This is a genomic window from Streptomyces sp. NPDC024698 (genome assembly GCF_055559015.1).
This window is the reverse complement of the sequence record NZ_JBVHLK010000003.1, coordinates 623,699-646,017: the sequence shown is the minus strand read 5'-3', so window position 1 is coordinate 646,017 and position 22,319 is coordinate 623,699. Positions and strand designations below refer to the sequence as shown.

The 22,319-nt window shown below is 71.7% G+C and carries 24 protein-coding genes; 14 read left to right on the top strand and 10 right to left on the bottom strand.

Annotation, left to right across the window (positions count from 1 at the left end; genetic code table 11):
* Positions 1 to 23: 23 nt before the first annotated feature.
* Together ACZ4AA_RS10795 and ACZ4AA_RS10790 are read left to right on the top strand one after the other, a co-directional pair.
* Complete coding sequence (locus tag ACZ4AA_RS10795) at positions 24 to 1,043, top strand: EamA family transporter (RefSeq protein ID WP_467598828.1); 1,020 nt, start codon at positions 24 to 26, stop codon at positions 1,041 to 1,043.
* Positions 1,044 to 1,246: 203 nt separating this feature from the next.
* Positions 1,247 to 2,227, top strand: a complete 981-nt coding sequence (locus ACZ4AA_RS10790; RefSeq protein ID WP_467598825.1) for a DMT family transporter — start codon at positions 1,247 to 1,249, stop codon at positions 2,225 to 2,227.
* 105 nt (positions 2,228 to 2,332) lie between these two features.
* Here ACZ4AA_RS10790 and ACZ4AA_RS10785 read toward each other — a convergent pair whose 3' ends face one another.
* Positions 2,333 to 3,034, bottom strand: coding sequence for a pyridoxamine 5'-phosphate oxidase family protein (locus tag ACZ4AA_RS10785; protein ID WP_467598822.1), 702 nt, complete (start codon positions 3,032 to 3,034; stop codon positions 2,333 to 2,335).
* Positions 3,035 to 3,057: 23 nt separating this feature from the next.
* Here ACZ4AA_RS10785 and ACZ4AA_RS10780 point away from each other — a divergent pair, with 23 nt between their 5' ends.
* On the top strand, positions 3,058 to 4,389 hold the full coding sequence (locus ACZ4AA_RS10780; RefSeq protein WP_467598819.1) for an aminotransferase class I/II-fold pyridoxal phosphate-dependent enzyme: 1,332 nt from the start codon (positions 3,058 to 3,060) through the stop codon (positions 4,387 to 4,389).
* Positions 4,390 to 4,567: 178 nt separating this feature from the next.
* On the opposite strand, the gene ACZ4AA_RS10775 is transcribed toward ACZ4AA_RS10780, so the two are convergent.
* The gene (locus ACZ4AA_RS10775) at positions 4,568 to 5,503 is read right to left on the bottom strand and encodes a DMT family transporter (protein WP_467598816.1); all 936 of its coding nucleotides are present in this window, start codon (positions 5,501 to 5,503) and stop codon (positions 4,568 to 4,570) included.
* Positions 5,504 to 5,578: 75 nt separating this feature from the next.
* Here ACZ4AA_RS10775 and ACZ4AA_RS10770 point away from each other — a divergent pair, with 75 nt between their 5' ends.
* Positions 5,579 to 6,481 (top strand): LysR family transcriptional regulator, encoded by a 903-nt coding sequence (locus tag ACZ4AA_RS10770; protein ID WP_467598814.1) that lies wholly within the window; start codon positions 5,579 to 5,581, stop codon positions 6,479 to 6,481.
* Positions 6,482 to 6,565: 84 nt separating this feature from the next.
* On the opposite strand, the gene ACZ4AA_RS10765 is transcribed toward ACZ4AA_RS10770, so the two are convergent.
* Positions 6,566 to 7,033: a pyridoxamine 5'-phosphate oxidase family protein gene (locus tag ACZ4AA_RS10765; protein ID WP_467598811.1), complete on the bottom strand. Its 468-nt coding sequence runs from the start codon at positions 7,031 to 7,033 to the stop codon at positions 6,566 to 6,568.
* A gap of 209 nt (positions 7,034 to 7,242) precedes the next feature.
* Here ACZ4AA_RS10765 and ACZ4AA_RS10760 point away from each other — a divergent pair, with 209 nt between their 5' ends.
* The gene (locus ACZ4AA_RS10760) at positions 7,243 to 7,881 is read left to right on the top strand and encodes a cysteine hydrolase family protein (protein ID WP_467598809.1); all 639 of its coding nucleotides are present in this window, start codon (positions 7,243 to 7,245) and stop codon (positions 7,879 to 7,881) included.
* Positions 7,882 to 7,893: 12 nt separating this feature from the next.
* Here ACZ4AA_RS10760 and ACZ4AA_RS10755 read toward each other — a convergent pair whose 3' ends face one another.
* Complete coding sequence (locus tag ACZ4AA_RS10755; RefSeq protein WP_467598807.1) at positions 7,894 to 8,343, bottom strand: Rieske (2Fe-2S) protein; 450 nt, start codon at positions 8,341 to 8,343, stop codon at positions 7,894 to 7,896.
* A gap of 221 nt (positions 8,344 to 8,564) precedes the next feature.
* On the opposite strand from ACZ4AA_RS10755, the gene ACZ4AA_RS10750 reads away from it, so the two are divergent.
* The 8 genes from ACZ4AA_RS10750 (at position 8,565) to ACZ4AA_RS10715 (ending at position 16,413) form a co-directional block, all read left to right on the top strand.
* Positions 8,565 to 9,329 carry a HipA family kinase gene (locus ACZ4AA_RS10750; protein ID WP_467598804.1) on the top strand — a complete coding sequence of 255 codons (765 nt, stop codon included), beginning with the start codon at positions 8,565 to 8,567 and terminating at the stop codon, positions 9,327 to 9,329.
* Positions 9,326 to 9,709: a DUF3037 domain-containing protein gene (locus ACZ4AA_RS10745; RefSeq protein ID WP_467598802.1), complete on the top strand. Its 384-nt coding sequence runs from the start codon at positions 9,326 to 9,328 to the stop codon at positions 9,707 to 9,709. Before ACZ4AA_RS10750 ends, ACZ4AA_RS10745 begins: the two co-directional genes overlap by 4 nt.
* Positions 9,710 to 9,912: 203 nt before the next feature.
* Entirely contained in the window at positions 9,913 to 10,674 is a 762-nt protein-coding gene (fabG, locus tag ACZ4AA_RS10740; RefSeq protein WP_467598800.1) for a 3-oxoacyl-ACP reductase FabG, read from the top strand.
* 17 nt (positions 10,675 to 10,691) lie between these two features.
* Complete coding sequence (locus ACZ4AA_RS10735; protein ID WP_467598797.1) at positions 10,692 to 11,453, top strand: SDR family oxidoreductase; 762 nt, start codon at positions 10,692 to 10,694, stop codon at positions 11,451 to 11,453.
* Between the two features lie 252 nt (positions 11,454 to 11,705).
* Positions 11,706 to 13,286: an ABC transporter substrate-binding protein gene (locus ACZ4AA_RS10730; protein WP_467598794.1), complete on the top strand. Its 1,581-nt coding sequence runs from the start codon at positions 11,706 to 11,708 to the stop codon at positions 13,284 to 13,286.
* A gap of 134 nt (positions 13,287 to 13,420) precedes the next feature.
* Entirely contained in the window at positions 13,421 to 14,104 is a 684-nt protein-coding gene (locus ACZ4AA_RS10725) for a uracil-DNA glycosylase (protein ID WP_467598791.1), read from the top strand.
* A 121-nt stretch (positions 14,105 to 14,225) separates the two neighbouring features.
* Positions 14,226 to 14,783 carry a hypothetical protein gene (locus tag ACZ4AA_RS10720; RefSeq protein WP_467598788.1) on the top strand — a complete coding sequence of 186 codons (558 nt, stop codon included), beginning with the start codon at positions 14,226 to 14,228 and terminating at the stop codon, positions 14,781 to 14,783.
* 718 nt (positions 14,784 to 15,501) lie between these two features.
* A complete protein-coding gene (locus tag ACZ4AA_RS10715) occupies positions 15,502 to 16,413 on the top strand; it encodes a Gfo/Idh/MocA family protein (RefSeq protein WP_467598785.1) in 912 nt (303 codons plus the stop codon).
* Here ACZ4AA_RS10715 and lnt read toward each other — a convergent pair.
* The 6 genes from lnt to ACZ4AA_RS10685 all read right to left on the bottom strand — a co-directional run bounded on the left by lnt (position 16,331) and on the right by ACZ4AA_RS10685 (position 21,001).
* The gene (lnt, locus tag ACZ4AA_RS10710; protein ID WP_467598781.1) at positions 16,331 to 17,917 is read right to left on the bottom strand and encodes an apolipoprotein N-acyltransferase; all 1,587 of its coding nucleotides are present in this window, start codon (positions 17,915 to 17,917) and stop codon (positions 16,331 to 16,333) included. The two genes, ACZ4AA_RS10715 and lnt, sit on opposite strands and share 83 nt — an antisense overlap.
* 185 nt (positions 17,918 to 18,102) lie before the next feature.
* The gene (locus ACZ4AA_RS10705; protein ID WP_467598778.1) at positions 18,103 to 18,588 is read right to left on the bottom strand and encodes a nuclear transport factor 2 family protein; all 486 of its coding nucleotides are present in this window, start codon (positions 18,586 to 18,588) and stop codon (positions 18,103 to 18,105) included.
* Between the two features lie 118 nt (positions 18,589 to 18,706).
* Positions 18,707 to 18,886 (bottom strand): hypothetical protein, encoded by a 180-nt coding sequence (locus ACZ4AA_RS10700; protein WP_467598775.1) that lies wholly within the window; start codon positions 18,884 to 18,886, stop codon positions 18,707 to 18,709.
* Positions 18,887 to 19,156: 270 nt separating this feature from the next.
* The gene (locus ACZ4AA_RS10695; RefSeq protein ID WP_467598772.1) at positions 19,157 to 19,330 is read right to left on the bottom strand and encodes a hypothetical protein; all 174 of its coding nucleotides are present in this window, start codon (positions 19,328 to 19,330) and stop codon (positions 19,157 to 19,159) included.
* A gap of 106 nt (positions 19,331 to 19,436) precedes the next feature.
* Entirely contained in the window at positions 19,437 to 20,312 is an 876-nt protein-coding gene (locus tag ACZ4AA_RS10690; protein ID WP_467598769.1) for an undecaprenyl-diphosphate phosphatase, read from the bottom strand.
* Between the two features lie 227 nt (positions 20,313 to 20,539).
* Positions 20,540 to 21,001: a winged helix-turn-helix transcriptional regulator gene (locus tag ACZ4AA_RS10685; RefSeq protein ID WP_467598766.1), complete on the bottom strand. Its 462-nt coding sequence runs from the start codon at positions 20,999 to 21,001 to the stop codon at positions 20,540 to 20,542.
* 106 nt (positions 21,002 to 21,107) lie between these two features.
* Between ACZ4AA_RS10685 and ACZ4AA_RS10680 the strand changes: the two genes are divergently transcribed.
* The gene (locus ACZ4AA_RS10680) at positions 21,108 to 22,283 is read left to right on the top strand and encodes a thiolase family protein (protein WP_467598763.1); all 1,176 of its coding nucleotides are present in this window, start codon (positions 21,108 to 21,110) and stop codon (positions 22,281 to 22,283) included.
* The last annotated feature ends 36 nt before the right edge of the window (positions 22,284 to 22,319 follow it).

Here is a 22,319-nt window from a genome sequence, read left to right as displayed (position 1 = left end):
GTCATGTCGTCGCCTGTCATCATGTGCCGGTGCACACGTCTCAGGGCAGTCAGGACAGTCAGGCCGACCGCGGAAGAGGTGTCGGTCTCGGCCTGGCGCTCGTGTCGGCGGTCGCCTTCGGCGGATCCGGTGTCGCGGCCAAGCCGCTGATCGAGGCCGGGCTCGACCCGCTCCACGTGGTGTGGCTGCGGGTCGCGGGTGCGGCCCTCGTCATGCTGCCGCTCGCCGTGCGGCACCGGGCCCTGGTCAAACGGCGCCCCGCGCTGCTCGCCGGGTTCGGGCTCCTCGGCGTGGCCGGTGTCCAGGCCTGCTACTTCGCCGCGATCTCCCGTGTGCCCGTCGGCGTCGCCCTTCTCGTCGAGTACCTCGCCCCCGCGCTGGTCCTCGGCTGGGTGCGCTTCGTGCAGCGCCGGCCCGTCACGCGCGCCGCGGCTCTCGGGGTCGTCCTCGCGGTCGGCGGACTCGCCTGCGTGGTGGAGATCTGGTCGGGGCTCGGCTTCGACGCCTTCGGACTCCTCCTCGCGCTGGGCGCCGCCTGCTGCCAGGTCGGCTACTTCGTCCTGTCCGACCAGGGCAGCGACGCCGGTGACGAGGCGCCCGACCCGCTGGGCGTGATCGCGTACGGCCTGCTCGTCGGCACCCTCGTACTGACCGTGGTCGCACGCCCCTGGACCATGCGCTGGTCCGTCCTCGGAGGCGACGCGGACATGAACGGGACGTCCGTGCCCGCCGCGCTGCTCCTCGGCTGGATCGTCCTCGTGGCCACCGTCGTCGCCTACGTCACCGGAGTCCTCTCCGTGCGCCGGCTCTCCCCGCAGGTGGCGGGCGTGGTGGCGTGTCTCGAAGCGGTGATCGCGACGGTCCTGGCATGGGTGCTGCTCGGCGAACACCTCTCGGCGCCGCAGATCGCGGGCGGCGCCGTGGTGCTGCTCGGGGCGTTCATCGCACAGTCGTCGGCCCCGGCGAAACCCTCGCGGGAGCCGGTCGCGAGCGGGACGAACGACGCCGAAAGGGAGTTGTCGGCCCGCGGAACGGCCGTCTAAGGTGCTGATCATGCCTGCGACGCTCGTTCTTCCGCCTCCGGCCGCCTGAGGCGGGCGTACCGGAACACCGCCCGGCCCCGTGCCGGGCGGGACGGCGCTGCCCGCAGAGGAGTCCGAGGACCTTCCCGCATGCCCCCGCCCCCGTGGCCCGGGCCGCGACGTGGTCCCTTCCCGAACTTCTGCGGAACTGCGGAGAGAATCACGTGTCGAACACCGCTGCCGGCCTGCCCGTCGGGCGAGGCCTGCTCCATCTGATCGTCGCCGGTGTCGCCTGGGGCACCGCGGGCGCCGCCGCGTCCCTGGTCTACCGGTCCAGTGACATGGGGCCGGTCGCCCTCTCCTTCTGGCGCTGCGCGGGCGGCCTCGTCCTGCTGCTCGCCGCGCGGCTGCGCCCTCGCCGCCGCCCCCACGGGCGGGAGGACCGCCCCGCCGTGCGGGAGCCGCTGCGCTCCAAGGCGCTGCGGATCGGTCTGACCGGACTCGGTCTCGCGCTCTTCCAGACCGCCTACTTCGCCGCCGTCGAGGCGACCGGCCTCGCCGTGGCGACGGTCGTCACCCTGGGCGCCGGGCCCGTCCTCATCGCGCTCGGCGCCCGGCTCGGCATGGGGGAGCGGCTCGGCCGGGGCGGGATCGCCGCCGTCGCCGGGGCGCTGACCGGGCTCGGCGTGCTGGTCCTGGGCGGTGGCGGTGCCACCGTGCGCCCCTGGGGCGTCGTGCTCGCGGTGCTCTCCGCGGCCGGATACTCCGCGATGACCCTGCTCACCCGGTGGTGGGGGCGCGACGGCCGCACGGACGGGGCACGCACGACGGTGTGGACGTTCGCCGTCACCACGCTGTGTCTGCTGCCGCTCGGGCTCGCCGAGGGACTGTTCCCGCACACCGCACAGCCCGCGCGGCTGCTGGCCCTGCTGGCGTACATCGCCGCCGTCCCCACGGCGCTGGCCTACGCGCTCTTCTTCGCGGGCGCCGCCGTCGTCCGCTCCGCCGCCGTGTCCGTGATCATGCTCCTGGAACCGGTCTGCGCGGCGCTGCTCGCCGTCGGGCTGCTCGGCGAACGGCTCACCGCGGCGACGCTCGCCGGGACCCTGCTGATGCTCGGCTCGGTCGCCGGACTCGCGGTGGCCGAGGCGCGCGCCGCGGGCACCGAACGCCTCGCGGTGCCCGAGGAGCCGCTCCTCGTGTGACGGGGAGCGGCCTTTTCCGCGACATCGGGTGCGTGGGGCCGTGATCCCGCGCGGCACCGGGTGCCGCGGGGCCGTCGTCCCGGTGGGCGCGGTGACCGGCTCCGGTCACAGGGCCTTGAGGTAGTCGGGCAGTTCGATGCCCGGTGCCAGGTCGTCCGCCGGGACGGGCGCTCCGTGTCCCTTGGTGAGCGGGACCACCCCGGTCCAGTGGGGGAGGGAGAGGTCCTCGGGCTCGTCGCTGGGGCCGCCGCCGCGCAGCTTGGCGGAGACCTCGTGGAGATCCAGGCTGATCACGGCCGTGGCGGCGAGCTCCTTGGCGTTGGCGGGACGGGAGTCCGCCGAGCGGCCGGGGACGACGTGGTCGACCAGTGCGTCCAGCGCGAGGCGCCGCTCCCCGGGGTCCGTCACCTGGTGGGCGATGCCGTGCACGACCACGGAGCGGTAGTTGATCGAGTGATGGAAGGCGGAGCGGGCCAGCACCAGTCCGTCGACATGGGTCACCGTGAGGCAGACGGCGAGCCCGGGGTCGGTCCCGCCCGACATCCGCAGCGGACGCGAACCCGTCGAGCCGTGCACGTAGAGTCGCTCGCCGACCCGTGCGTACAGCGTGGGCAGGACGACCGGCGCGCCGTCACGGACGAATCCGAGATGGCAGACGTATCCCTCGTCGAGTATCGCGTGCACGAGCTCCCGGTCGTACGCGGCGCGTTCCTTGGAGCGGGTGGGGACAGTGCGGTCGGTCGGGGTGTAGGCGGCGGACCCCGTCGTCCTCTGCTGGGTGTTCGTCTCCGACATTGCCATCTCCATTGCACTAGTGCATAATCTCGTTTGTGCTAGGAGAGTATCGGATCGAAGGGCGCCGCGCAGCCGACATCGCGGCCGATGTCGAGCGGGCGGTCGGGGCCGGAGACCTGGAACCAGGTCAACTCCTGCCGCCCATGCGGGAGTTGGCGGAGCGGCTCGGGGTGAACCCGAACACCGTCGCGGCCGCCTATCGCACCCTGCGCGAGCGCGGGGTCATCGAGACCGCGGGCCGCCGGGGCAGCCGAGTGCGCCCGAAGCCGGCCACCACGGGCCGTGAGCAACTGCGCGTCGAGGCACCCGAGGGCGTGCGGGACCTGGGGGAGGGTAATCCCGATCCGGCCCTGCTGCCGGCGCTCGCCGGGGCCTTCGCGGCGGCGACCCGGCAGTCGGACCGGCATCCCGTGCAGTACGGGCAGGACGCCGTCGAGCCGGAGCTGGAGCGCCTGGCGCGTGCCGCGCTCGACGCGGACGGCGTGCCCGAGGGGGCCGTCGTCGTCACCTCCGGATCGCTGGACGCGATCGAGCGCGTCCTGATGGCCCACCTCAGGCCGGGTGACACGGTGGCCGTCGAGGACCCCGGCTGGGGCAGCCTGTTCGACCTCCTGCCGGCGCTCGGGCTGCGTACGGCCGGAGTCGGTGTCGACGACGAGGGCCCGCTCCCCGACGACGTACGAGGAGCGCTGGAGTCGGGGGCGCGGGCCCTGATCGTCACCGACCGCGCGCAGAACCCCACCGGTGCCGCGGTCACCGCCGCTCGCGCTCGTGCCCTGCGCTCGGTGCTCCGCGCCCACCCGCGGACCCTGCTCATCGAGGACGACCACGGTCATCAGATCGTCGATCTGCCCCTGCATCCGCTCGCGGGCGTCACGCACAACTGGGCGTTCGTGCGGTCCGTCGCCAAGGCGTACGGGCCCGATCTCCGGCTCGCCGTGCTCACCGGGGATCCCGTCACCACCGACCGTGTGCACGGGCGGCAGCGGGTCGGCCCCGGCTGGGTGAGCCGGCTGCTCCAGAAGGCCGTGGTCCACCTGTGGACCTCGGGCACGGTCGACGTGGAGGCGGTGGCCGCCGCGTACGGGGCCCGCCGGGACCTGCTGATCGACGCGCTGAGGGCGCGCGGTGTCGAGGCGCGCGGACGCAGCGGGATGAACGTCTGGATCCCCGTCCCGGACGAGACCGGGGCCGTCTCCCGGCTGCTGCACCGCGGCTGGGCGGTCGCACCCGGCGCCCGCTTCAGGATGACCTCGCCCCCGGGCATCCGGATCACCGTCTCGACGCTTCGGCCCGAGGACGTCGGACCGCTGGCGGACGCCGTCGCCTCGGCCGTGGGACCGGCCCCGGCACGCCGCTACGTCTGAGCGGCGGGTCGGCCCCCGGCGCGGCGCCACGTCCCGCCCCGCCGGAACGGCCCCGGCGGGGCGGGACGTCTGAGCACCGAGGGCGCCCCGGGCGTGGCGCCACGCCCGGGCGGCGTGACGGCTCCCGGTACGGCGGCACGTCCGAGTCGCGGAGGTCCGGCGCCGGGCGGGCCACGCTTCAGCGGCTGGGCTTCGCCTGGGTGAGCGCCGCGCCCGCGAGGACGATCACCGCGCCGACCGGCGTCGACCAGGCCAGCGACTCGCCGAGGATCGCGACACCGGCGGCGGTGGCGATGACCGGGATGAAGTACGTGACCATCTGCGCGGTCGTGGGGCCGACCTCGGCGACGATCCCGTACTGGACGAGCATGGCCAGACCCGTGCCGAGCGCGCCGAGCGCCGCGATCGCGAGCAGCGGAACCCAGGCGACATGGCTCGGGAGCGTCGTGAACAGCGGGGTCACGAAGGCCAGCTGGACGGTGGCCACGAGCAACTGGGCGCCGGTCATCGACAGATGTGAGTGGCCGGTGCCCGCCAGGGTCCGGCGCACGTAGATCCAGCCGACCGGATAGCTCAGCGACGCCAGCAGGGCCATCGCCGTGCCCGTGGCGTCCAGTCCGTGGAAGCCCTGCCAGACGCCGAGAACCGTCAGGACGCCCAGGAAGCCGAGGCCGAGACCGGCCACCCTGCGTCTGGTCGGCCGGTCCTCGGAGAGCGCGACCAGGGACAGGGCCATGCCCCAGAGCGGTGAGGTGGCGTTGCAGATGCCCGCGAGCGTGGAGGGGATGGTCAGCTCGGAGTAGGCGAACAGGGAGAACGGCAGCGCGTTCAGCAGGAAGGCCGCGACCGTGAGGTGTCCCCATGTGCGCGCGCCGCGCGGGAGCCGCTCCCGCTTCACCGCCATCGCCACCACGAGCACCGCGCTTCCGAACAGCAGCCGGCCGAAGGTGACCTGGAACGGCGCGTAGCCCTCCGTGCCGACCTTGATGAACAGGAAGCTGAACCCCCAGATCAGCGACAGGACGCCGAAGCGGATCCGCCAGTCGAGGGCGGTTCGGGGGCGGGGTTCGACGTCATGCGGCGCGACGGTGCGGGAGGAGGCGACGGTGCTCATGGGCACAAGGATGAGGCAGAACAATCTCGTAGCACAAGCGAGAATATTCACGCGATATCTCGTAGCATTGCTTACATGTTGAATCTGGAGCGCCTGCGCACGCTCGACGCCCTCGCCCGGCACGGCTCGGTGAGCGGCGCGGCCGAGGGACTGCACGTGACGACCTCGGCCGTCTCCCAGCAGATGTCGAAGCTGGAGCGCGAGGTGGGCCAGCAGCTGCTGGCCAAGAACGGCAGGGGAGTGCGCCTGACCGACGCCGGGCGGCTTCTCGCCGAGCACGCGGCCCGCATCCTGTCCCAGGTCGAACTCGCGCAGTCCGACCTGGAGGCGCAGCGCGGTCAGGTCGCCGGTGAGCTGAGACTGTCCGCGTTCCCGACCGCGGCGCGCGGACTGTTCCCGGCGGCCCTCGCGGAACTGCGCGCCGAACACCCCGGACTGCGGGTGCGCTCCAGCGAACTGGAGCCGGAGGCCGGGGTCGCGGGGGTGGTGCGCGGGGACCTGGACCTGGCGGTCGTGCTCGACTGGTACAACAAGCCGATGCCGCTGCCCGACGGGCTGGTGAAGGCCTCGATCCTCGACGACCCGGCCGATGTGGCGATTCCGGCCGGTCACCGGCTCGCGGACCGCGGCGAGGTGGACCTCGGCGACTTCGCCGACGACGAGTGGATCACCTGGGGCGAGGGCGAGTTCTGCCACGAATGGCTGATGTTCACCCTGCGCTCCCAGGGCGTCGAACCGCGCATCGGGCACCGCGCCGGGGAGACCCACACCCAGCTCGGGCTCGTCGCCGCGGGGCTCGGCGTCTGCGTGGCCCCGCTCCTGGGGCGCCACCCGATGCCCGAGGGGGTCGTCACGGTACCGGTCCGGCAGCGGGTGCGCCGCCATGTCTACGTCGTGTGGCGGGCAGATGCCGACCGCCGGCCCTCGATCAGGGCGGCGGTGGACGCCTTGCGCAGGGCCGGCGCGGCCGTGCGGTAGCGGCAGGTGAGAGGCGTCCGGCGGATCGGGCCGGAGGCGGTCCACGGTGCCGTGCGTCTCCGGCGGGTGTCCGCCGGAGAGGCGCTAGACCGGAGGGAGCTTGCGGAAGTCCCACGAGGCGATGGCGTCCGGGGTCAGTCGCATCCACGCGTGCCGGCCGTCGTGCGGCATCTCCTCCAGGCCGAAGTTCTTGCGGGCGAACAGGACCTCCGGGACGTCGAGTTCGGCGCACAGATCCCCGGTGCGGGGGAACTCGCCGACGAACTCCACCGTGCCGGACAGCTCGACGCCCCGCAGCTCCCCGTACTCCTCACCGGAGTCGATCACCACAGCGACCCGCGGGTCGTTCCGCAGCTGCACCCAGCGCTTGCTGCGCACCACCGAGTACAGCCACAGCGAGGTGCCGTCCCAGGCGAACCAGAGGGCGCTCACATGCGGGACCCCGTCCTTGGAGACGGAGGCGACGCGGCAGGTGCGCTGGGTGGTGAGGAACTCGTCCAGTTCCCCGGGGGTCATCATGATCTTCCGGCCCCTGCGTTGGGTGACGGTCATACGGTCCCCTCTGGATTCCGTGGATCGGCCACGTAGCGCCGATCTTCACTCGGTGTACCGACTCTGTCCGTCGGGGCTTGCCCGTAAAGCTTTCTGACGTTCCGTCAGGAAATCATGCGGCGTCTTCCCTCCGCACGCAATGCTCGTTACGCTCCGCCGTCCCGACCCGCGCCCCGGCCCGTGTCCCGACCGCGACGTCAAGGAGAGCCATGCCGTCGTCCGAGCAACTCAGCGAACTCCTCGACCCCGTCGGCACGGTACTGCTCACCGTGGAGTGCCAACAGGGCGTCGTGGGCCCGGCCAGCGCACTGCCCGAACTCGCCCAGGAGGCACGGTCGTCCGGGGTGCTCGACCGGATCGCCCGGCTGGTGGGCGCGGCGCACGAGAGCGGGGTGCAGGTGATCCACGCGGTCGCCGAACGCCGCCCGGACGGCCGCGGCGCCAACCGCAACGCCCGGCTGTTCCGGGCGGCCGAGCGACTGCCCGTGCGTCAGCTGACCGGCACGGCGGCCGTACGGATCGCGCCGCCGATCGAGGTCGCCGAGGAGGACTTCGTCGTACGGCGGCTGCACGGTCTGTCGCCCATCTCGGGCACCGACGTCGACCCGCTGTTGCGCAACCTGGGGTGCCGCACCCTCGTCGTGACGGGGGTCTCGGCCAACATCGCCGTTCCCAACGCCGTGTTCGACGCCGTGAACCGCGGCTACACGGTCGTCGTTCCGGCGGACGCCGTCGCGGGGGTGCCCTCCGAGTACACCCCCGCCATGGTCCGCAACACGCTCGCGCTGGTCGCCACCGTCACGACCACCGACGACGTCCTCGCCTGCTTCAAGGGACGGCGGCGCTGAGGCCGGTGTTCCTCAGGCGAGCGTGATGGAGCCCCCGTCGACCTTGATGTCGGCCGCCGCCAGCCCGGTCGTCGCGGGCCCCTTCTTCACGCTGCCGTCGGTGGCGGAGAACTCGCTGCCGTGACAGGGGCACGTGATGACACCGTTCGCGATGCCCTTGACCGCACAGCCCTGGTGGGTGCACTTGGACGAGAAGGCCTTGAAGGTGCCCGCCGTCGGCTGGGTCACCACGACGCCCTTGTCGGCGAAGACCTTGCCGCCGCCCTGCGGGATGTCGCTGGTCTTGGCGAGCTCCGTGCCGGCCGCGTTCCCGCCCGCGCCGTTGTCGGAACCAACCGAACTGGAGGCCTTGTCGTCCGCCCCGCACGCGGTCAGCGCGACGGCGATCCCCGCCGCGCCGACCGCCGCCACGACGGTGCGGCGGGCCGGGGCCTGTGCGGGGTGAAGCGATTCGCTGGTCATGCTGGCTTTCCCTTCAGCGGACATGATCTGGATCTGCTCAGAGGTACGGTCCGCCATGACGGGCCGTTCAGGCAATGGCGACTTCTTGACCGGATCCACAGCGTGCCGACAGCCGCGTGTGGGGGGTCACGGCCCGCCCGGGCCCGCGGACCGGGGACTGCTCCGGCCGGCGTCACCGGGTCGCGCCCCGCCGGCCGGGACCACGCCAGTAACCTGGGGCGATGCTCAAGGAAGTGAACGCCTCCCGCTACATCACGCCGTTGCGCGAGGGCGGCTCGCTGCCGGGACTCGTCGAGGCCGACGACCTCGGGACGTACGTCATGAAATTCACCGGCGCCGGGCAAGGGCGCAAGACGCTCGTCGCGGAGGTGGTCTGCGGTGAACTCGCCCGCCGGCTCGGCCTGCGGGTGCCCGGCCTGGTGACGATCGGCCTCGACCCGGTCCTCGGGCTCGGCGAACCGGACCAGGAGGTCCAGGAGCTGCTGAAGTCGAGCGGCGGCCCGAACCTCGGGATGGACTTCCTCCCCCGTGCCATCGGCTTCGACCCGCTCGCCTTCGAGGTGAGCGCGGAGGAGGCCGGCCGGATCGTCTGGTTCGACGCCCTCGTCAACAACGTCGACCGTTCCTGGCGCAACCCCAACCTCCTCATGTGGCACGGCGATCTGTGGCTCATCGACCACGGCGCCACGATGATCTGGCACCACCACTGGCCCGGCGCCGAGAAATCCGCCGCCAAGCCGTACGACGTCTCCGACCACGCGCTCGCCCCGTTCGGACCGGACATCGCCTCCGCCGCCGCCGAACTGGCCCCGCTGGTCACCGAGGAACTGCTCGGCGAGGTCACGGCCCAGATCCCCGAGGCCTGGCTGGCCGACGAACCCGGCTTCGACACGGTGGACGCGCTGCGCCGGGCCTACGCACGGCCGCTGCTGGCACGCGCCGCCGTCATCCACGAGCGGATCACGGGCACCGAGGGGGACAAGTGAACGGGCGGGACGTCTTCGAGTACGCGCTGCTGCGGGTGGTGCCGCGGGTCGAGCGCGGCGAGTGCTTCAACGCGGGGGTGCTGGTGTACTGCCGCGCCCACTCCTTCGTCGCCGCCCGCACCCATCTGGACGAGAACAAGCTGCGCGCCCTCGACCCGGACGCCGACGTCATGGGCGTACGGGCCGCGCTGCGCGCCGTCGAGGGGGTCTGCGCCGGAGGGAAAGCGGCTGGTCAGGCGGCTCATGACGACGCCGGCCGGCGTTTTCGCTGGCTCATCGCGCCTCGCTCCACGGTGGTCCAGCCGGGTCCCGTGCACACGGGCCTGACCGCCGATCCCGAGGCCGAGACCGAGCGGTTGCTCCAGCTCCTGGTCAGGTAATGGATCACATGTGCGCGGTGCGCCGTTGACACCGGGTGCCAGGGCTTCTAGCGTCACGTCTGCTGAAGGTACTAAGCGGTCGCTCACCGGACGGGCGTACCGTGTGAGCCGCGGGTCCCGCGGGACCCGGAAGACGCCGCAAGGTTGTCGAGACAGCTTGGCCGGGCTTGGGCCGGCTTTTCCAAGGGCGAGGAGAACCAGCAATGTCCACCACTGAGCAGCGCGTCGCCGTAGTCACCGGTGCCGCGCGCGGCATCGGCGCCGCGACCGCCGTACGACTGGCCGCGGAGGGCCGCGCCGTCGCGGTGATCGACCTCGACGAGGCCGCGTGCAAGGACACCGTCGAGAAGATCACCGCCGCCGGCGGCAAGGCTCTCGCGGTCGGCTGCGACGTGTCCGACGAGGCCCAGGTGGAGGCCGCCGTCGCGCGGATCGCCGAGGAACTCGGCGCGCCGACCATCCTGGTGAACAACGCGGGTGTCCTGCGCGACAACCTGCTGTTCAAGATGAGCGCGTCCGACTGGGACACCGTCATGAACGTGCACCTGCGCGGTGCCTTCCTGATGGCCAAGGCCGTCCAGAAGTACATGGTGGAGGCCAAGTTCGGCCGCATCGTCAACCTGTCGTCCTCGTCGGCGCTCGGCAACCGCGGCCAGGCCAACTACTCCACCGCCAAGGCCGGTCTCCAGGGCCTCACCAAGACCCTGGCCATCGAGCTCGGCAAGTTCGGCGTGACCGCGAACGCCGTGGCGCCCGGCTTCATCGTCACCGACATGACCGCCGCGACCGCCGCCCGCGTCGGCATGGACTTCGACGACTTCCAGGCCGCGGCCGCCACCCAGATCCCCGTGCAGCGCGTCGGCAACCCGGACGACATCGCCAACGCCATCGCCTTCTTCACCGGCGAGGCGGCCGGATTCGTCTCCGGCCAGGTGCTGTACGTGGCCGGCGGACCGCTCAACTAGACGCGGGGGAAACGCACATGACCACACTCCCCGAACTCTCGGGCAAGGTGGCGCTCATCACGGGCGCCAGCCGCGGCATCGGCTACGGCGTCGCGGAGGCCTTGGTCGCCCGCGGCGACCGGGTCTGCATCACGGGCCGCAACGAGGACGCCCTCAAGGACGCCGTCGAGGCGCTCGGCGCCGACCGGGTCATCGCGGTGGCCGGCAAGGCCCATGACGAGGCCCACCAGGCCGTCGCCGTGGCGCGCACCATGGAGGCCTTCGGCCGCGTCGACTTCCTGGTCAACAACGCCGGTACGAACCCGGTGTTCGGGCCGATCGCCGACCTGGACCTGAACGTGGCGCGCAAGGTCTTCGAGACCAACGTCGTCTCCGCGCTCGGCTTCGCCCAGCAGACCTGGAAGGCGTGGCAGGGCGAGAACGGCGGCGCGATCGTCAACATCGCCTCGGTGGCCGGCCTCGCGCCCTCGCCGTTCATCGGCGCGTACGGCATCAGCAAGGCCGCGATGATCAACCTGACCGTGCAGCTGGCGCACGAGTTCGCGCCCAAGGTCCGGGTCAACGCCATCGCGCCCGCCGTGGTGAAGACCAAGTTTGCTGCCGCACTCTACGAGGGCCGTGAGGCGGAGGCCGCCGCCGCCTACCCGCTCGGCCGGCTCGGTGTCCCCTCCGACATCGGCGGCGCGGCCGCGTTCCTCACCTCGCAGCAGTCGGACTGGGTCACCGGTCAGACGCTCGTGGTCGACGGCGGGATGTTCCTCAACGCCGGAGTCGAATGACCCGAAGGCCGGTCGGACGCTCCCCGCACGCCGGGGACGTCCGACCGGCCTTTTGTTGAAAGCTGACAAACGCTCAACCCGCGTCGAGTCGCGCGGAGTTCCGCGCCCAAAGTGCCGACACGTTCACAGCATTCTGACACCGCGGTCACATACATGCTGATCAAGTGCCCTGCCAGGGAAAGACAGTTCCTCTGGCAGGGCACTGCGGTATGGTCTGCCGACCCTTGGGACGGCGGATCGAGGAGCGTGTGCGTGTTCAACCGGAACCGATACCTGCGACAGTTGGCGGCGGTCACGTCCATAACCCTGGTGGCCGCGTGCGGCAGTCTCACCGAGGGATCGCCGGCCGAAGAGGGGCCGATCGTGGTGGGCACCACCAGCGCCCCCAGCACCCTGGATCCCGCGGGTTCCTGGGACGGATCGTGGGAGCTGTTCCGCAACGTCTACCAGACGCTCCTGAGCTATCCGACCGGCTCCGTGGCCCCGCAGCCCGACGCCGCCGGGAAGTGCGGGTTCACGGATGAAACCAACAGCGTCTACCACTGCGAACTGCGCCCGGACATGAAGTTCGCCGACGGCCACCCGCTCGACGCGGCGGCGGTCAAGTACTCCATCGACCGCATCAGGAAGATCGGCGTACGCGGCGGCCCCGCCGGTCTGCTCGGCAGTCTCGACCGGGTCCAGGTACAGGGCAGGCGTGATGTCCTCTTCCGTCTCAACAAGGCGGACGCCACGTTTCCGCTGGTCCTGGCCACGCCCGCGATGTCGATCGTCGACCCGGGCCACTACCCGGCCGACGCCCTGCGCGAGGACGGCAAGGTCTTCGGATCGGGGCCCTACAGGCTGAGCGCCTACACACAGGACAAGAAGGCCGAGCTCGTCGGGAACGACCACTACGACGGCTTCGCCCGGCGCAGGAACAGCGCGGTGACGATCCGCTACTTCCAGGACTCGGCCCAGATGGTCGGAGCCCTGAGGGCCAAGAAGATCGATGTCACCTACCGCGGCCTCGCCGCCTCGGACATCGTCGCCCTCCAGGTGCAGGGCGTCCGCAAGGACATCCAGCTCATCGACGGCACGGGCACCGAGATCAGCTACCTGGTCTTCAACCCCAGGGACCCGTGGGCCGGCAAGGCCGCCGTCCGCCACGCGATCGCCCAGATCGTCGACCGGCCCGCCATCGCGCACCGGGTGTACCGCGACACCGTCGACCCGCTGTACTCGATGGTCCCCGCGGGCCTGGCCGGGCACACCACCGGCTACTTCGACACCTACGGCAGCCCGAGCCCGTCCAGGGCCCGCAAGATCCTGCACGACGCGGGCATCGACCGGCGCGTCCCGCTCACCCTCTGGTACACGACCGACCGCTACGGCTCCGAGACCGCTCCGGAGTTCCGCGAGCTCAAGCGCCAGCTCGACGGCTCCGGACTGTTCACCGTCACGCTCAGGAGCCGTCCCTGGAAGACGTACGAAGCGGGCTACCGCAACGGCGAGTACCCCGTGTTCGGCCGCGGCTGGTTCCCCGACTTCCCCGACGCCGAGAACTTCATCGCCCCCTTCGTGGGGGAGCGGAACGCCCTCGGTACGCCCTATCCGGCCCCTCGGATCACCGACGACCTGCTGCCGCAGTCACGCGGCGTGCGCGATCGCGGCGCGGTGGTGAAGGAGTTCGAGGAGGCCCAGCGGATCCTCGTCGACGACGCCCGGCTGCTGCCTCTGTGGCAGGGCAGGCAGTACGTGGCCGCGAACGAGGAGATCTCGGGCGGCGAACGGGCCCTGGACCCCTCGACGATCATGATGATGTGGGAGCTGGAGCGCAAGACCAGCTGGTAGCGAACCCGCCGGACCGGGTGACGCAGGGGCACACCGTACCCGTCCCGCGGCCCCGACGCGGGCCCGGAACCGATTGTCAGTGGGCGACGGTAGGTTCTTGCTCCGGAAGTCATCGCACATCGAAGGAAGTTGACGTGACCGATATCGCCATGCTGCCCGAGTCCTGGCGCGGCGTCCTGGGTGACGAACTGGAGCAGCCCTACTTCAAGGAACTCACCGAGTTCGTCGAGGAGGAGCGCGCGCGGGGTCCCGTCTACCCTCCGCGCGAGGAGGTCTTCGCCGCGCTCGACGCCACACCGTACGACCGGGTGAAGGTGCTGATCCTCGGCCAGGACCCGTACCACGGCGAAGGCCAGGGTCACGGCCTGTGCTTCTCGGTCCGTCCCGGGGTCAAGACCCCGCCCTCGCTGCGGAACATCTACAAGGAGATGAAGGAGGAGCTGGGCACTCCGATCCCGGACAACGGCTATCTCATGCCGTGGGCCGAACAGGGCGTGCTGCTGCTCAACGCGGTGCTGACCGTCCGCTCCGGCGAGGCGAACTCGCACAAGGGCAAGGGCTGGGAGAAGTTCACCGACGCGGTCATCCGCGCCGTGGCCGAGCGCCCCGACCCGGCCGTCTTCGTCCTGTGGGGCAACTACGCCCAGAAGAAGCTCCCGCTGATCGACGAGGAGCGGCACGTCGTGGTGAAGGGGGCGCACCCGTCCCCGCTGTCCGCGAAGAAGTTCTTCGGCTCGCACCCGTTCACGCAGATCAACGAGGCCGTGGCCGCCCAGGGCCATGAGCCGATCGACTGGCGCGTCCCCGACCTCGGCTGACGGCCGGCCGCTGGGCAGGTCCGTCACCGGCCTGGCCCAGCGGCGTACGGGGGCGCCTGAGCGTGATTGCCACCGGCTCCGGTTAGCGTCGTGAGCGACAGTGACGAGCCTGGAGGACGCGGTGGCGGAGCAACAGGAGCAGGCGGCGCCGGACGCCATGATGACCCGGATCGGACAGGCCGTCATGCTGCACCACGCCGGTGACCGCGAGGAGGCCCGCGGCCGTTTCCTGGACCTGTGGGGAGAGATCGGGGACGGCGGCGACGCCCTGCACCGCTGCACGCTCGCGCACTACATGGCCGACACCCAGGACGACCCCGCCGACGAACTCGCCTGGGACCTGCGGGCCCTGTCCGCGGCCGAGGAACTGACCGGCGGCCGTGTCACCGAGCCCCATCAGTCGCTCGCCGTGCGCGCGTTCTACCCCTCGCTGCATCTGAACCTCGCCGCCGACTACGCGAAGCTCGGCCGCTCCGAGGCCGCCCGGACCCATCTGCGCCGGGCCCGCGGCGCGGCCGGCGCCCTCGCGGACGACCGGTACGGCGACGGTGTCCGCGCGGCGATCGGCCGCCTGGAGCTGAGGCTCCGGGAGAACGTCACCTCGGCGGACACCGGCGCCGCCGACCGCTTCGACGGTCCGGGAGGCGAGACTCTGGGACCGCCGCGACAGCGGCCCTGAGAACAGTGGTGGCGGACGTCAGTGCCCGTACGTCCTCGTGCAGAGAACCGCCTCCGGGCTGTCGGCCTTCCAGCCCCCGTACTTCCTGCCGAGCGCGCACAGGTCCGGATGCTTCGGCACGGCGGGGACGCCGGGCGGTACGGCGGTACGGCGCCTGTGGTGCCGTGGCTCGGGACGCGGGGCGGGGTGGGCGTGCCGCGGAGGGGCCGGGGGTACGACCGCCCGCGGTGGGGGAGTCACCCGGTGCCTGGCCGGCGCGTCGGGTGAGGGCTTCCGCGAGGGGCTCACCCGCTCCAGCGCCTCCCGCGCCGGCGCCTGTACGATCCGGGGTCCCCCCTTGCTGTCCGGATGCGGCACGGTGTGCCCCGAGGGGGCGCCGGGAGAGCCGGAGGCGGGCGGCCGCTGGACGGTCACACAGCCGGAGAGGGCGGTGACTGCCACGGCGACCAGAAGCGTTGCGGTCGTCGTCGTTCGATACACCCGCGCCACTCTGCTGGTTCGGGACCGCATCCAGGGAACGGAGAAGCCCAGGATGCCCCGCACGGGTGATCCTTCCGCTCCTCCGGCGGGCACGGACGTCGGCGGGCTGACACCCTGCCCGCGCACACGCCCGTGGAGACCCGCCCACCGCCACCCGGGTGCCCGGCCGCCCGCGTACGGCCGTCGCGGCGGCCGTATGCTTCCGACGGAACCCGCGTCGGCGACTGAAGGAGACCCTGTGAAGGTCGGCTGCATCGGACTCGGCGACATCGCGCAGAAGGCGTATCTGCCGGTGCTCGGCGTGCAGCCCGAGGTCGAACTGCATCTCCAGACGCGGACCCCCGCCACCCTCGACCGGGTCGCCGACACCCTTCACCTGCCGCGGGACCGGCGACACACCGACCTGGACGCCCTGCTGGCTCAGGACCTGGACGCGGCCTTCGTGCACGCGCCCACCGCCGTCCACCCGGAGATCGTCACCCGGCTGCTGGAGGCGGGCGTGCCGACCTACGTCGACAAGCCGCTCGCCTACGAACTGCGCGCGTCGGAGCGGCTGGTGCGGCTGGCCGAGGAACGCGCCGTCAGCCTCGCGGTCGGCTTCAACCGGCGCCACGCACCCGCCTACGCACAGTGCGTCGAGCATCCCCGCGAGCTGATCCTCATGCAGAAGAACCGCACCGGGCTGCCCGAGGAGCCCCGCACCATGGTTCTCGACGACTTCATCCACGTCGTCGACACCCTGCGCTTCCTGGTGCCCGGGCCCGTCGACGACGTGACGGTGCGGGCCCGCGTCGAGGACGGGCTGCTCCACCATGTCGTGCTCCAGCTCGCTGGGGACGGATTCACGGCACTGGGTGTGATGAACCGGCTCAGCGGGTCAAGCGAGGAGATCCTGGAGGTCTCGGGCCAGGACAGCAAGCGGCAGGTCGTCAACCTCGCCGAGGTGATCGACCACAAGGGGCAGCCGACCGTGCGGCGGCGCGGCGACTGGGTGCCGGTGGCCAGACAGCGAGGCATCGAACAGGCGGTTCTCGCGTTCCTCGACGCCGTTCAGTCGGGAAAGGTGCTCAGCGCCCGGGACGCGCTGGCGACTCACGAGGTGTGCGAGCGGGTGGTCCAAGCGGTTCAGGAGCGCTCCGCCGCAGTCTGAACGCGCGCGTGCCCTCCGTCACGCACAGCGCCGCCATCACCAGCAGCGCGCCGTGCACGGGCCAGTCGCCGAACCGGACGTACGGAGTGATCCCCCGGGCCAGCGGCACGTCGTAGACCACCGCGCCGCTCGCGTCCGTGCCGAGCCAGGAGCCGATGCGCCCGCCGTCCGGGCCGTAGACGGCGGAGACGCCGGTGAGCGTCGCGTGCACCATGGAGCGGCCGGTCTCGGCGGCACGCAGCGCGGCGAGCGAGGCGTGCTGCTCGGGGGCCCAGGTGTGCTGGAACGTGGACGTCGAGGACTGGGCCACCAGCACGTCGGCGCCGTCCGCTGCGAGGTGACGGCTCATGTCGGGGAACGCCGTCTCGAAGCAGATCATCGGGCCGACGCGCAGCCCGTGACCCACGTTCATCACGACCTGCTCGGTGCCCCGCCTGCGATCCTCGCCCGCCGCCTTGCCGACGGAGGTCGCCCAGCCGAGCAGGGAGCGCGCGGGCACGTACTCGCCGAACGGGACCAGCCGCATCTTGTCGTAGCGGTCGCCGGTCGGGCCGTGCGGTCCCACCAGGACCGAACTCTTGTAGATACCGGGCCGGTCGGAACGCCGCGCGTCGACGTTCACCAGGATGTCGGCGCCGACCTCGTGGGACAGCGTGGCGATGCGCCGGGCCAGATCGGGCCGGTCGGCCAGGTCGAAGCCGACGCTGCTCTCGCCCCAGACGACCAGGTCGACGTCCTTGCCGACGAGCTGACGGGTCAGCGTCTCCTCGCGCGCGAGGCGCTTGTCGCCGCTGGTGCTCCCGTCCACGACACCGGGCTGCACGACCGCGATCCGCACCCGGCCGTCGACCTCCGGGCGCGGCGACCACACCCAGGCCGCCGAGGTGGCGGCGGCCGTCGCGACCAGTCCGGCCACGGCAGGCATACGGGACTCACGCACCGAGATCAGCACGGCGACGGCGACGTTGACCGCCACCACCAGGAGGCTGAGCAGCCACACCCCGCCGACCGAGGCCAGCCGCAGCGCCGGCTCCACCTGCCACTGACTCGACCCGAGCACACCCCAGGGACCGCCCAGGCCCTGCCAGGACCGGACGAGTTCCACCATCAGCCACCCCGACGGCAGGACGAGGAGGGCGGCAGCGACCCGGCCGGGTGAGGGCACCCCGGCCAGGAACCGTCGGACGAGCCAGCCCCAGGGGGCCCACAGCGCGCCGAGCAGCGCCGCTATGACCACGAGGAAGACATGCAGGCTCGGCAGCAGCCAGTGGTGCACGGCCAGCAGGAACCCGAACCCGCCGAGCCAGCCGTCGTACGCGGCACGTCGGCCCGTGGGGGCCGAGCGGGCCAGGAGCATCCAGGGCACCAGAGCCACGTACGCGAACCACCACCAGGACGGGGCGGGGAACGCGAGCATCGGCAGCGCACCCGCCAGCGCGGCGACGAGCCCGCGCCGCCAGGGGGAGACCAGCCATGGGCCGAACGCACGGTCGGGCCTGTTCATCCTTCGCCTCCCTGCCCCGTGGTCTCTCCAGTGTGCGCGTCGGCGGCGATCTACGACAGGGGGCGTGGTGAGCGGGCAGGGGCGTGCGGGGAGCGGGGTGCTTCGGGGTGCCGGGAGGGGCGGGCATGGCCCCCGGGGGAGGGGGGAAGGGGGAGGTGGTTCGGCGGGTGGGGGGCGGTCGTGGCTCAGGTGGTCGCGGGTGCGGGGCGCGGCTGGGGCATCCGGCGCCATTTCTCCTGGACGACCACCTGGCGCAGCCGCCAGCCGTCCTCGGTGCGCAGCAGACCGAAGGCGTAGCGGCCGCCGCACACGAGGTCGGGCGCGGTCGAGTCGCCGTCCTGCCCGGTGAACCGCATCGGATTGACGTAGTCCGCCTGTACCTCGGCGGTGTCGCCCGTGTCCTGTTCCAGGACGCCGAACCGCACCCGCCGGTTGACGATCAGGTGCTGGCGCATCGCGAACAGGTCCAGGCTTCGCGCGAGCCATCCGGCGACCTGGGCGGCGTCGCCCTCGATGCCGCCGGCCGAGCGGTAGTCGGCGCGGCCCTTCGGCGTGAACAGCCGCCGGTACGCGTCCCAGTCGCCGTCGTCGACGGCCACCGCGTACCCGGTGACGATCTCGTCCACGGAGAACCGGTCCAACACGGTCGCGAGCTCCACACGCTGCGTCATCGGCTCAGTGTTGGCCACTCCGCCTGCCACGCCAAGGGCCTGGGCGGGGATATTCGGTGTCCGGGAGGGTTCCTTGTGCTGGAGGTGGGGGCGGGGGGCGGAGTGAGCCGGAACGGCTCTACGCCGCTTCGATGATCTCGCCGCGTATCGCCTCGGCCCACTTCACGATCAACAGTTCGTACTCCGCCCGCTCCTGTGCGGACAGGGAACCGCCCGTCCGCGTCCACAGGGCGCGGATCTGTTCGTTCAACGCGGCGGCAGACCGCACGGAACCAGGCGGGGTGGCATTGGGGGACATGCGGACCAGCCTAGGCGCAAGGACTGACACTGCGCTACCGGGCGGCTACGCACGTCGTATGTGCTGCGTCACGGTGCCGGGAGACGATGTTGCTCCGATGGCCGAACTCCGCGTCCGCTCGGACGAGTTGGCGCCGCTGGGCCGGGTTCCCCGGGACGGGTGAATCGGGCGGGGCGGCGGATGCGCCGGATCCGGCGGGCGCAGGTGGAATCCCCGGCCGGGGTGATCGCCCGGGGTGCTCCATGGGACCTGTCGCGGTTTCTTCTGACGTCAGCCGTTCGGGCGGCTCGGCTCGGAGCGTTCGGCCCAGACGCGGGCCGCCAGCGCCTCCGCCTCGTCCTGAGGGATACCGGCCCGCACGAGGATGACCCCGCGGCTGCCGTCCGGGAACTTCACACTGCGCGCTTCGGTGCCCAACCGGCCCAGCGCGGGATCTTTCGGCATGCTCCACCTCCAGTCGGAGAGGCCACGCTAAATCGTCGCGACCCGGTCCGCAGAAGCGTTCGGCCAGACGGCCCATCGTTCCCGGAACACACGGACGGCGGTCCGCTCAGCCCGACGACTCGGCCGAGTGCGGGCTGAGGACATCGGCGCCCACCAGGCCGAGGAGGACGAATCCGAGGGCGATGCGGTACCAGACGAACGGCATGAAGCTCTTGTGGGAGATGAATTTCATGAACCACGAGATCACGGCATATCCGACCGCGAAGGCGACGACCGTCGCGAGGACGGCGGGCCCCCAGGACACGTGGCCCTCCGCGGCCGCGTCCTTGAGCTCGAAGGTACCGGAGGCCAGGACGGCCGGCATGGCGAGCAGGAACGAGTAGCGGGCCGCCGCCGCACGGGTGTAGCCCATGAACAGACCGCCGCTGATGGTCGCGCCGGACCGCGAGACGCCGGGGACCAGGGCCATCGCCTGGCAGAGCCCGTACAGCAGGCCGTCCTTGGTGTTCAGGTCCTCAAGTGCCTTGCGCTGCTTGGCCGCCCGGTGCCTGCCGCCCGTCTCGTCGCGGGCCGCGAGCCGGTCGGCCACGCCTATGACGACGCCCATCACGATCAGCATGGTGGCGGTGACCCGCAGATCGCGGAACGGGCCCTCGATCTGGTCCTTGAGCGTCAGGCCGAGCACCCCGATCGGGATCGAGCCGACGATCACCAGCCACCCCATCTGGGCGTCGTGGTCGCCGCGCATCGCCTTGTTCGTGAGCGAGCGGAACCACGCCGACAGGATCCTCCCCACGTCCTTGCGGAAGTAGATCAGCACCGCGGCCTCCGTGCCGAGCTGCGTGATCGCGGTGAACGCCGCACCGGGATCGTCCCAGCCCGCGAAGGCCGCGGTCAGACGCAGATGCGCGCTGGAGGAGACGGGGAGGAATTCGGTCAGCCCTTGGACGAGCCCGAGGACGAGGGATTGAATCCAAGACATGGAGGTACGTGGTCCAAGTGCTGATCGCGGAAAGGGAGATGGGGCACGCGCGATCGCGGGGGTGCGGCGATCACGGGCGCTGAGGGAAGCCTAACCTCCACGGGCGACGGCCCGGCCAGGGGGGCTTCGGGGGCCGTCCGGGGCACCGGACGCCCCGCCCGACGCGTCCGAGCCCGCGGCCTGCCGACTCCGCCCCCGCGTTCGCGAACTGATCCGAACGACAGGCCCTACGGGGCGACGGGTCCTGTCACCGTCCAGCCCGGGGACTGCGGGTGGGGCGTCAGGGAATCGTGCTCGACCCGCTCCCCGCATTCCCGGCAGACGACCTGGGGGACCAGTTCGTGGCCGCAGGTGTGCTCCAGCACCATGGGCCGGTCACCGTCGTTCGCGAGGTGAGTGTCTCCCCAGGACATCAGCATCAACAGGACGGACTCCAGTTCACGGCCCGCCCGTGTGGGCCGGTACTCGTAGCGCTTGGGGCGGTCGCTGTACTGCGCCTTCTCCAGCAGTCCGGAGTCGACGAGCCGCCTGAGTCTCGTCGTCAGCACATCGCGCGGGGCGCCGGTGTTCCGTGCCAGCTGGTCGAAGCGGGTGGCGCCGAGCGACACCTCGCGCAGGACCAGCAGGGAGTACTTCTCGCCGACGAGGGCGAGTGTCGCGGCGATCGAGCAGGGGCGGGGGTCCTTCATGCCGCCAGTCTACGAAGGTGGGTTGGATGTTCCAACCCACTGGGTTACTCTTGGGTCACTTAGTGAGTTCGGAAATCCAACTCACTCCGGATCCGAGAGGCATGCCATGCGTGACGCCGTGATCGTCGAAGCCGTACGCACGCCCGTGGGCAAGGGCAGGCCGAACGGCTCGCTCGCCCATGTCCACCCCGTGGAACTCCTGGCCCACACCCTTCGCGCGCTCGTCGAGCGCTCCGGGATCGACCCGGCGCTCATCGACGACGTCATCGGCGGCACCGTCGACCAGGTCGGCGAGCAGGCCATGAACACCACCCGATACGCCGTGCTCTCGGCCGGGTTCCCCGAGACGGTTCCCGCGACCACCGTGGACCGCCAGTGCGGCTCGTCGCAGCAGGCGGTGCACTTCGCCGCCCAGGGCGTCATGTCGGGGGAGTACGACATGGTCGTGGCCTGCGGCGTGGAATCGATGAGCCGCGTGCCGATGTGGTCCAACGTGCCGGCGGGCGCGGATCCCTTCGGCCCCGGGGTCGCGCGGCGCTACCCGGAGGGTCTGGTGCCGCAGGGCATCAGCGCCGAGCTCATCGCCGCCAAGTGGGGCATCACCCGCGAGCGCATGGACGCCTTCGCGATCGAGTCGCACCGCAAGGCGGCACAGGCGTGGGACGGCGGTCTCCTCGACGCCGAGGTCGCGCCCCTCGAAGGCCTCACCCGGGACGAGAGCGTCCGCCCCGGCAGCACCCCCGAGACGCTCGCCGGGCTGAAGCCCGCGTACTACGACCCGGGCTTCGCCGAGCGCTTCCCGCAGATCGACTGGTCCGTCACGGCCGGGAACGCGAGCCCGGTCAACGACGGTGCCTCCGCCGTTCTCATCACGTCCGGCGAGACCGCCGCACGCCTCGGCCTGCGGCCTATCGCCAGGCTGCACAGCTTCGCCGTCACCGGTTCCGACCCGCTGCTGATGCTCACCGGCGTCGTCCCGGCCACCGAGAAGGTGCTGCGCAAGGCCGGTCTCGGCCTCGGCGACATCGACCTCTTCGAGGTGAACGAGGCGTTCGCCTCCGTCGTCCTCGCCTGGCAGCAGGAGACGGGAGCGGACCTGTCCAAGGTCAACGTGCACGGCGGGGCCATCGCGATCGGCCACCCGCTCGGCGCGAGCGGCACCCGCCTCACCACGACCCTCGTCCACGCGATGCGGGCCCGGGGTGCCCGTTACGCACTCCAGACGATGTGCGAGGCGGGCGGACTGGCGAACGCGATGATCCTGGAGGCCGTGCGGCCGTAGGCCGTGTCCGCAGAGTCTCGTCCGCCCGGCGAGGCC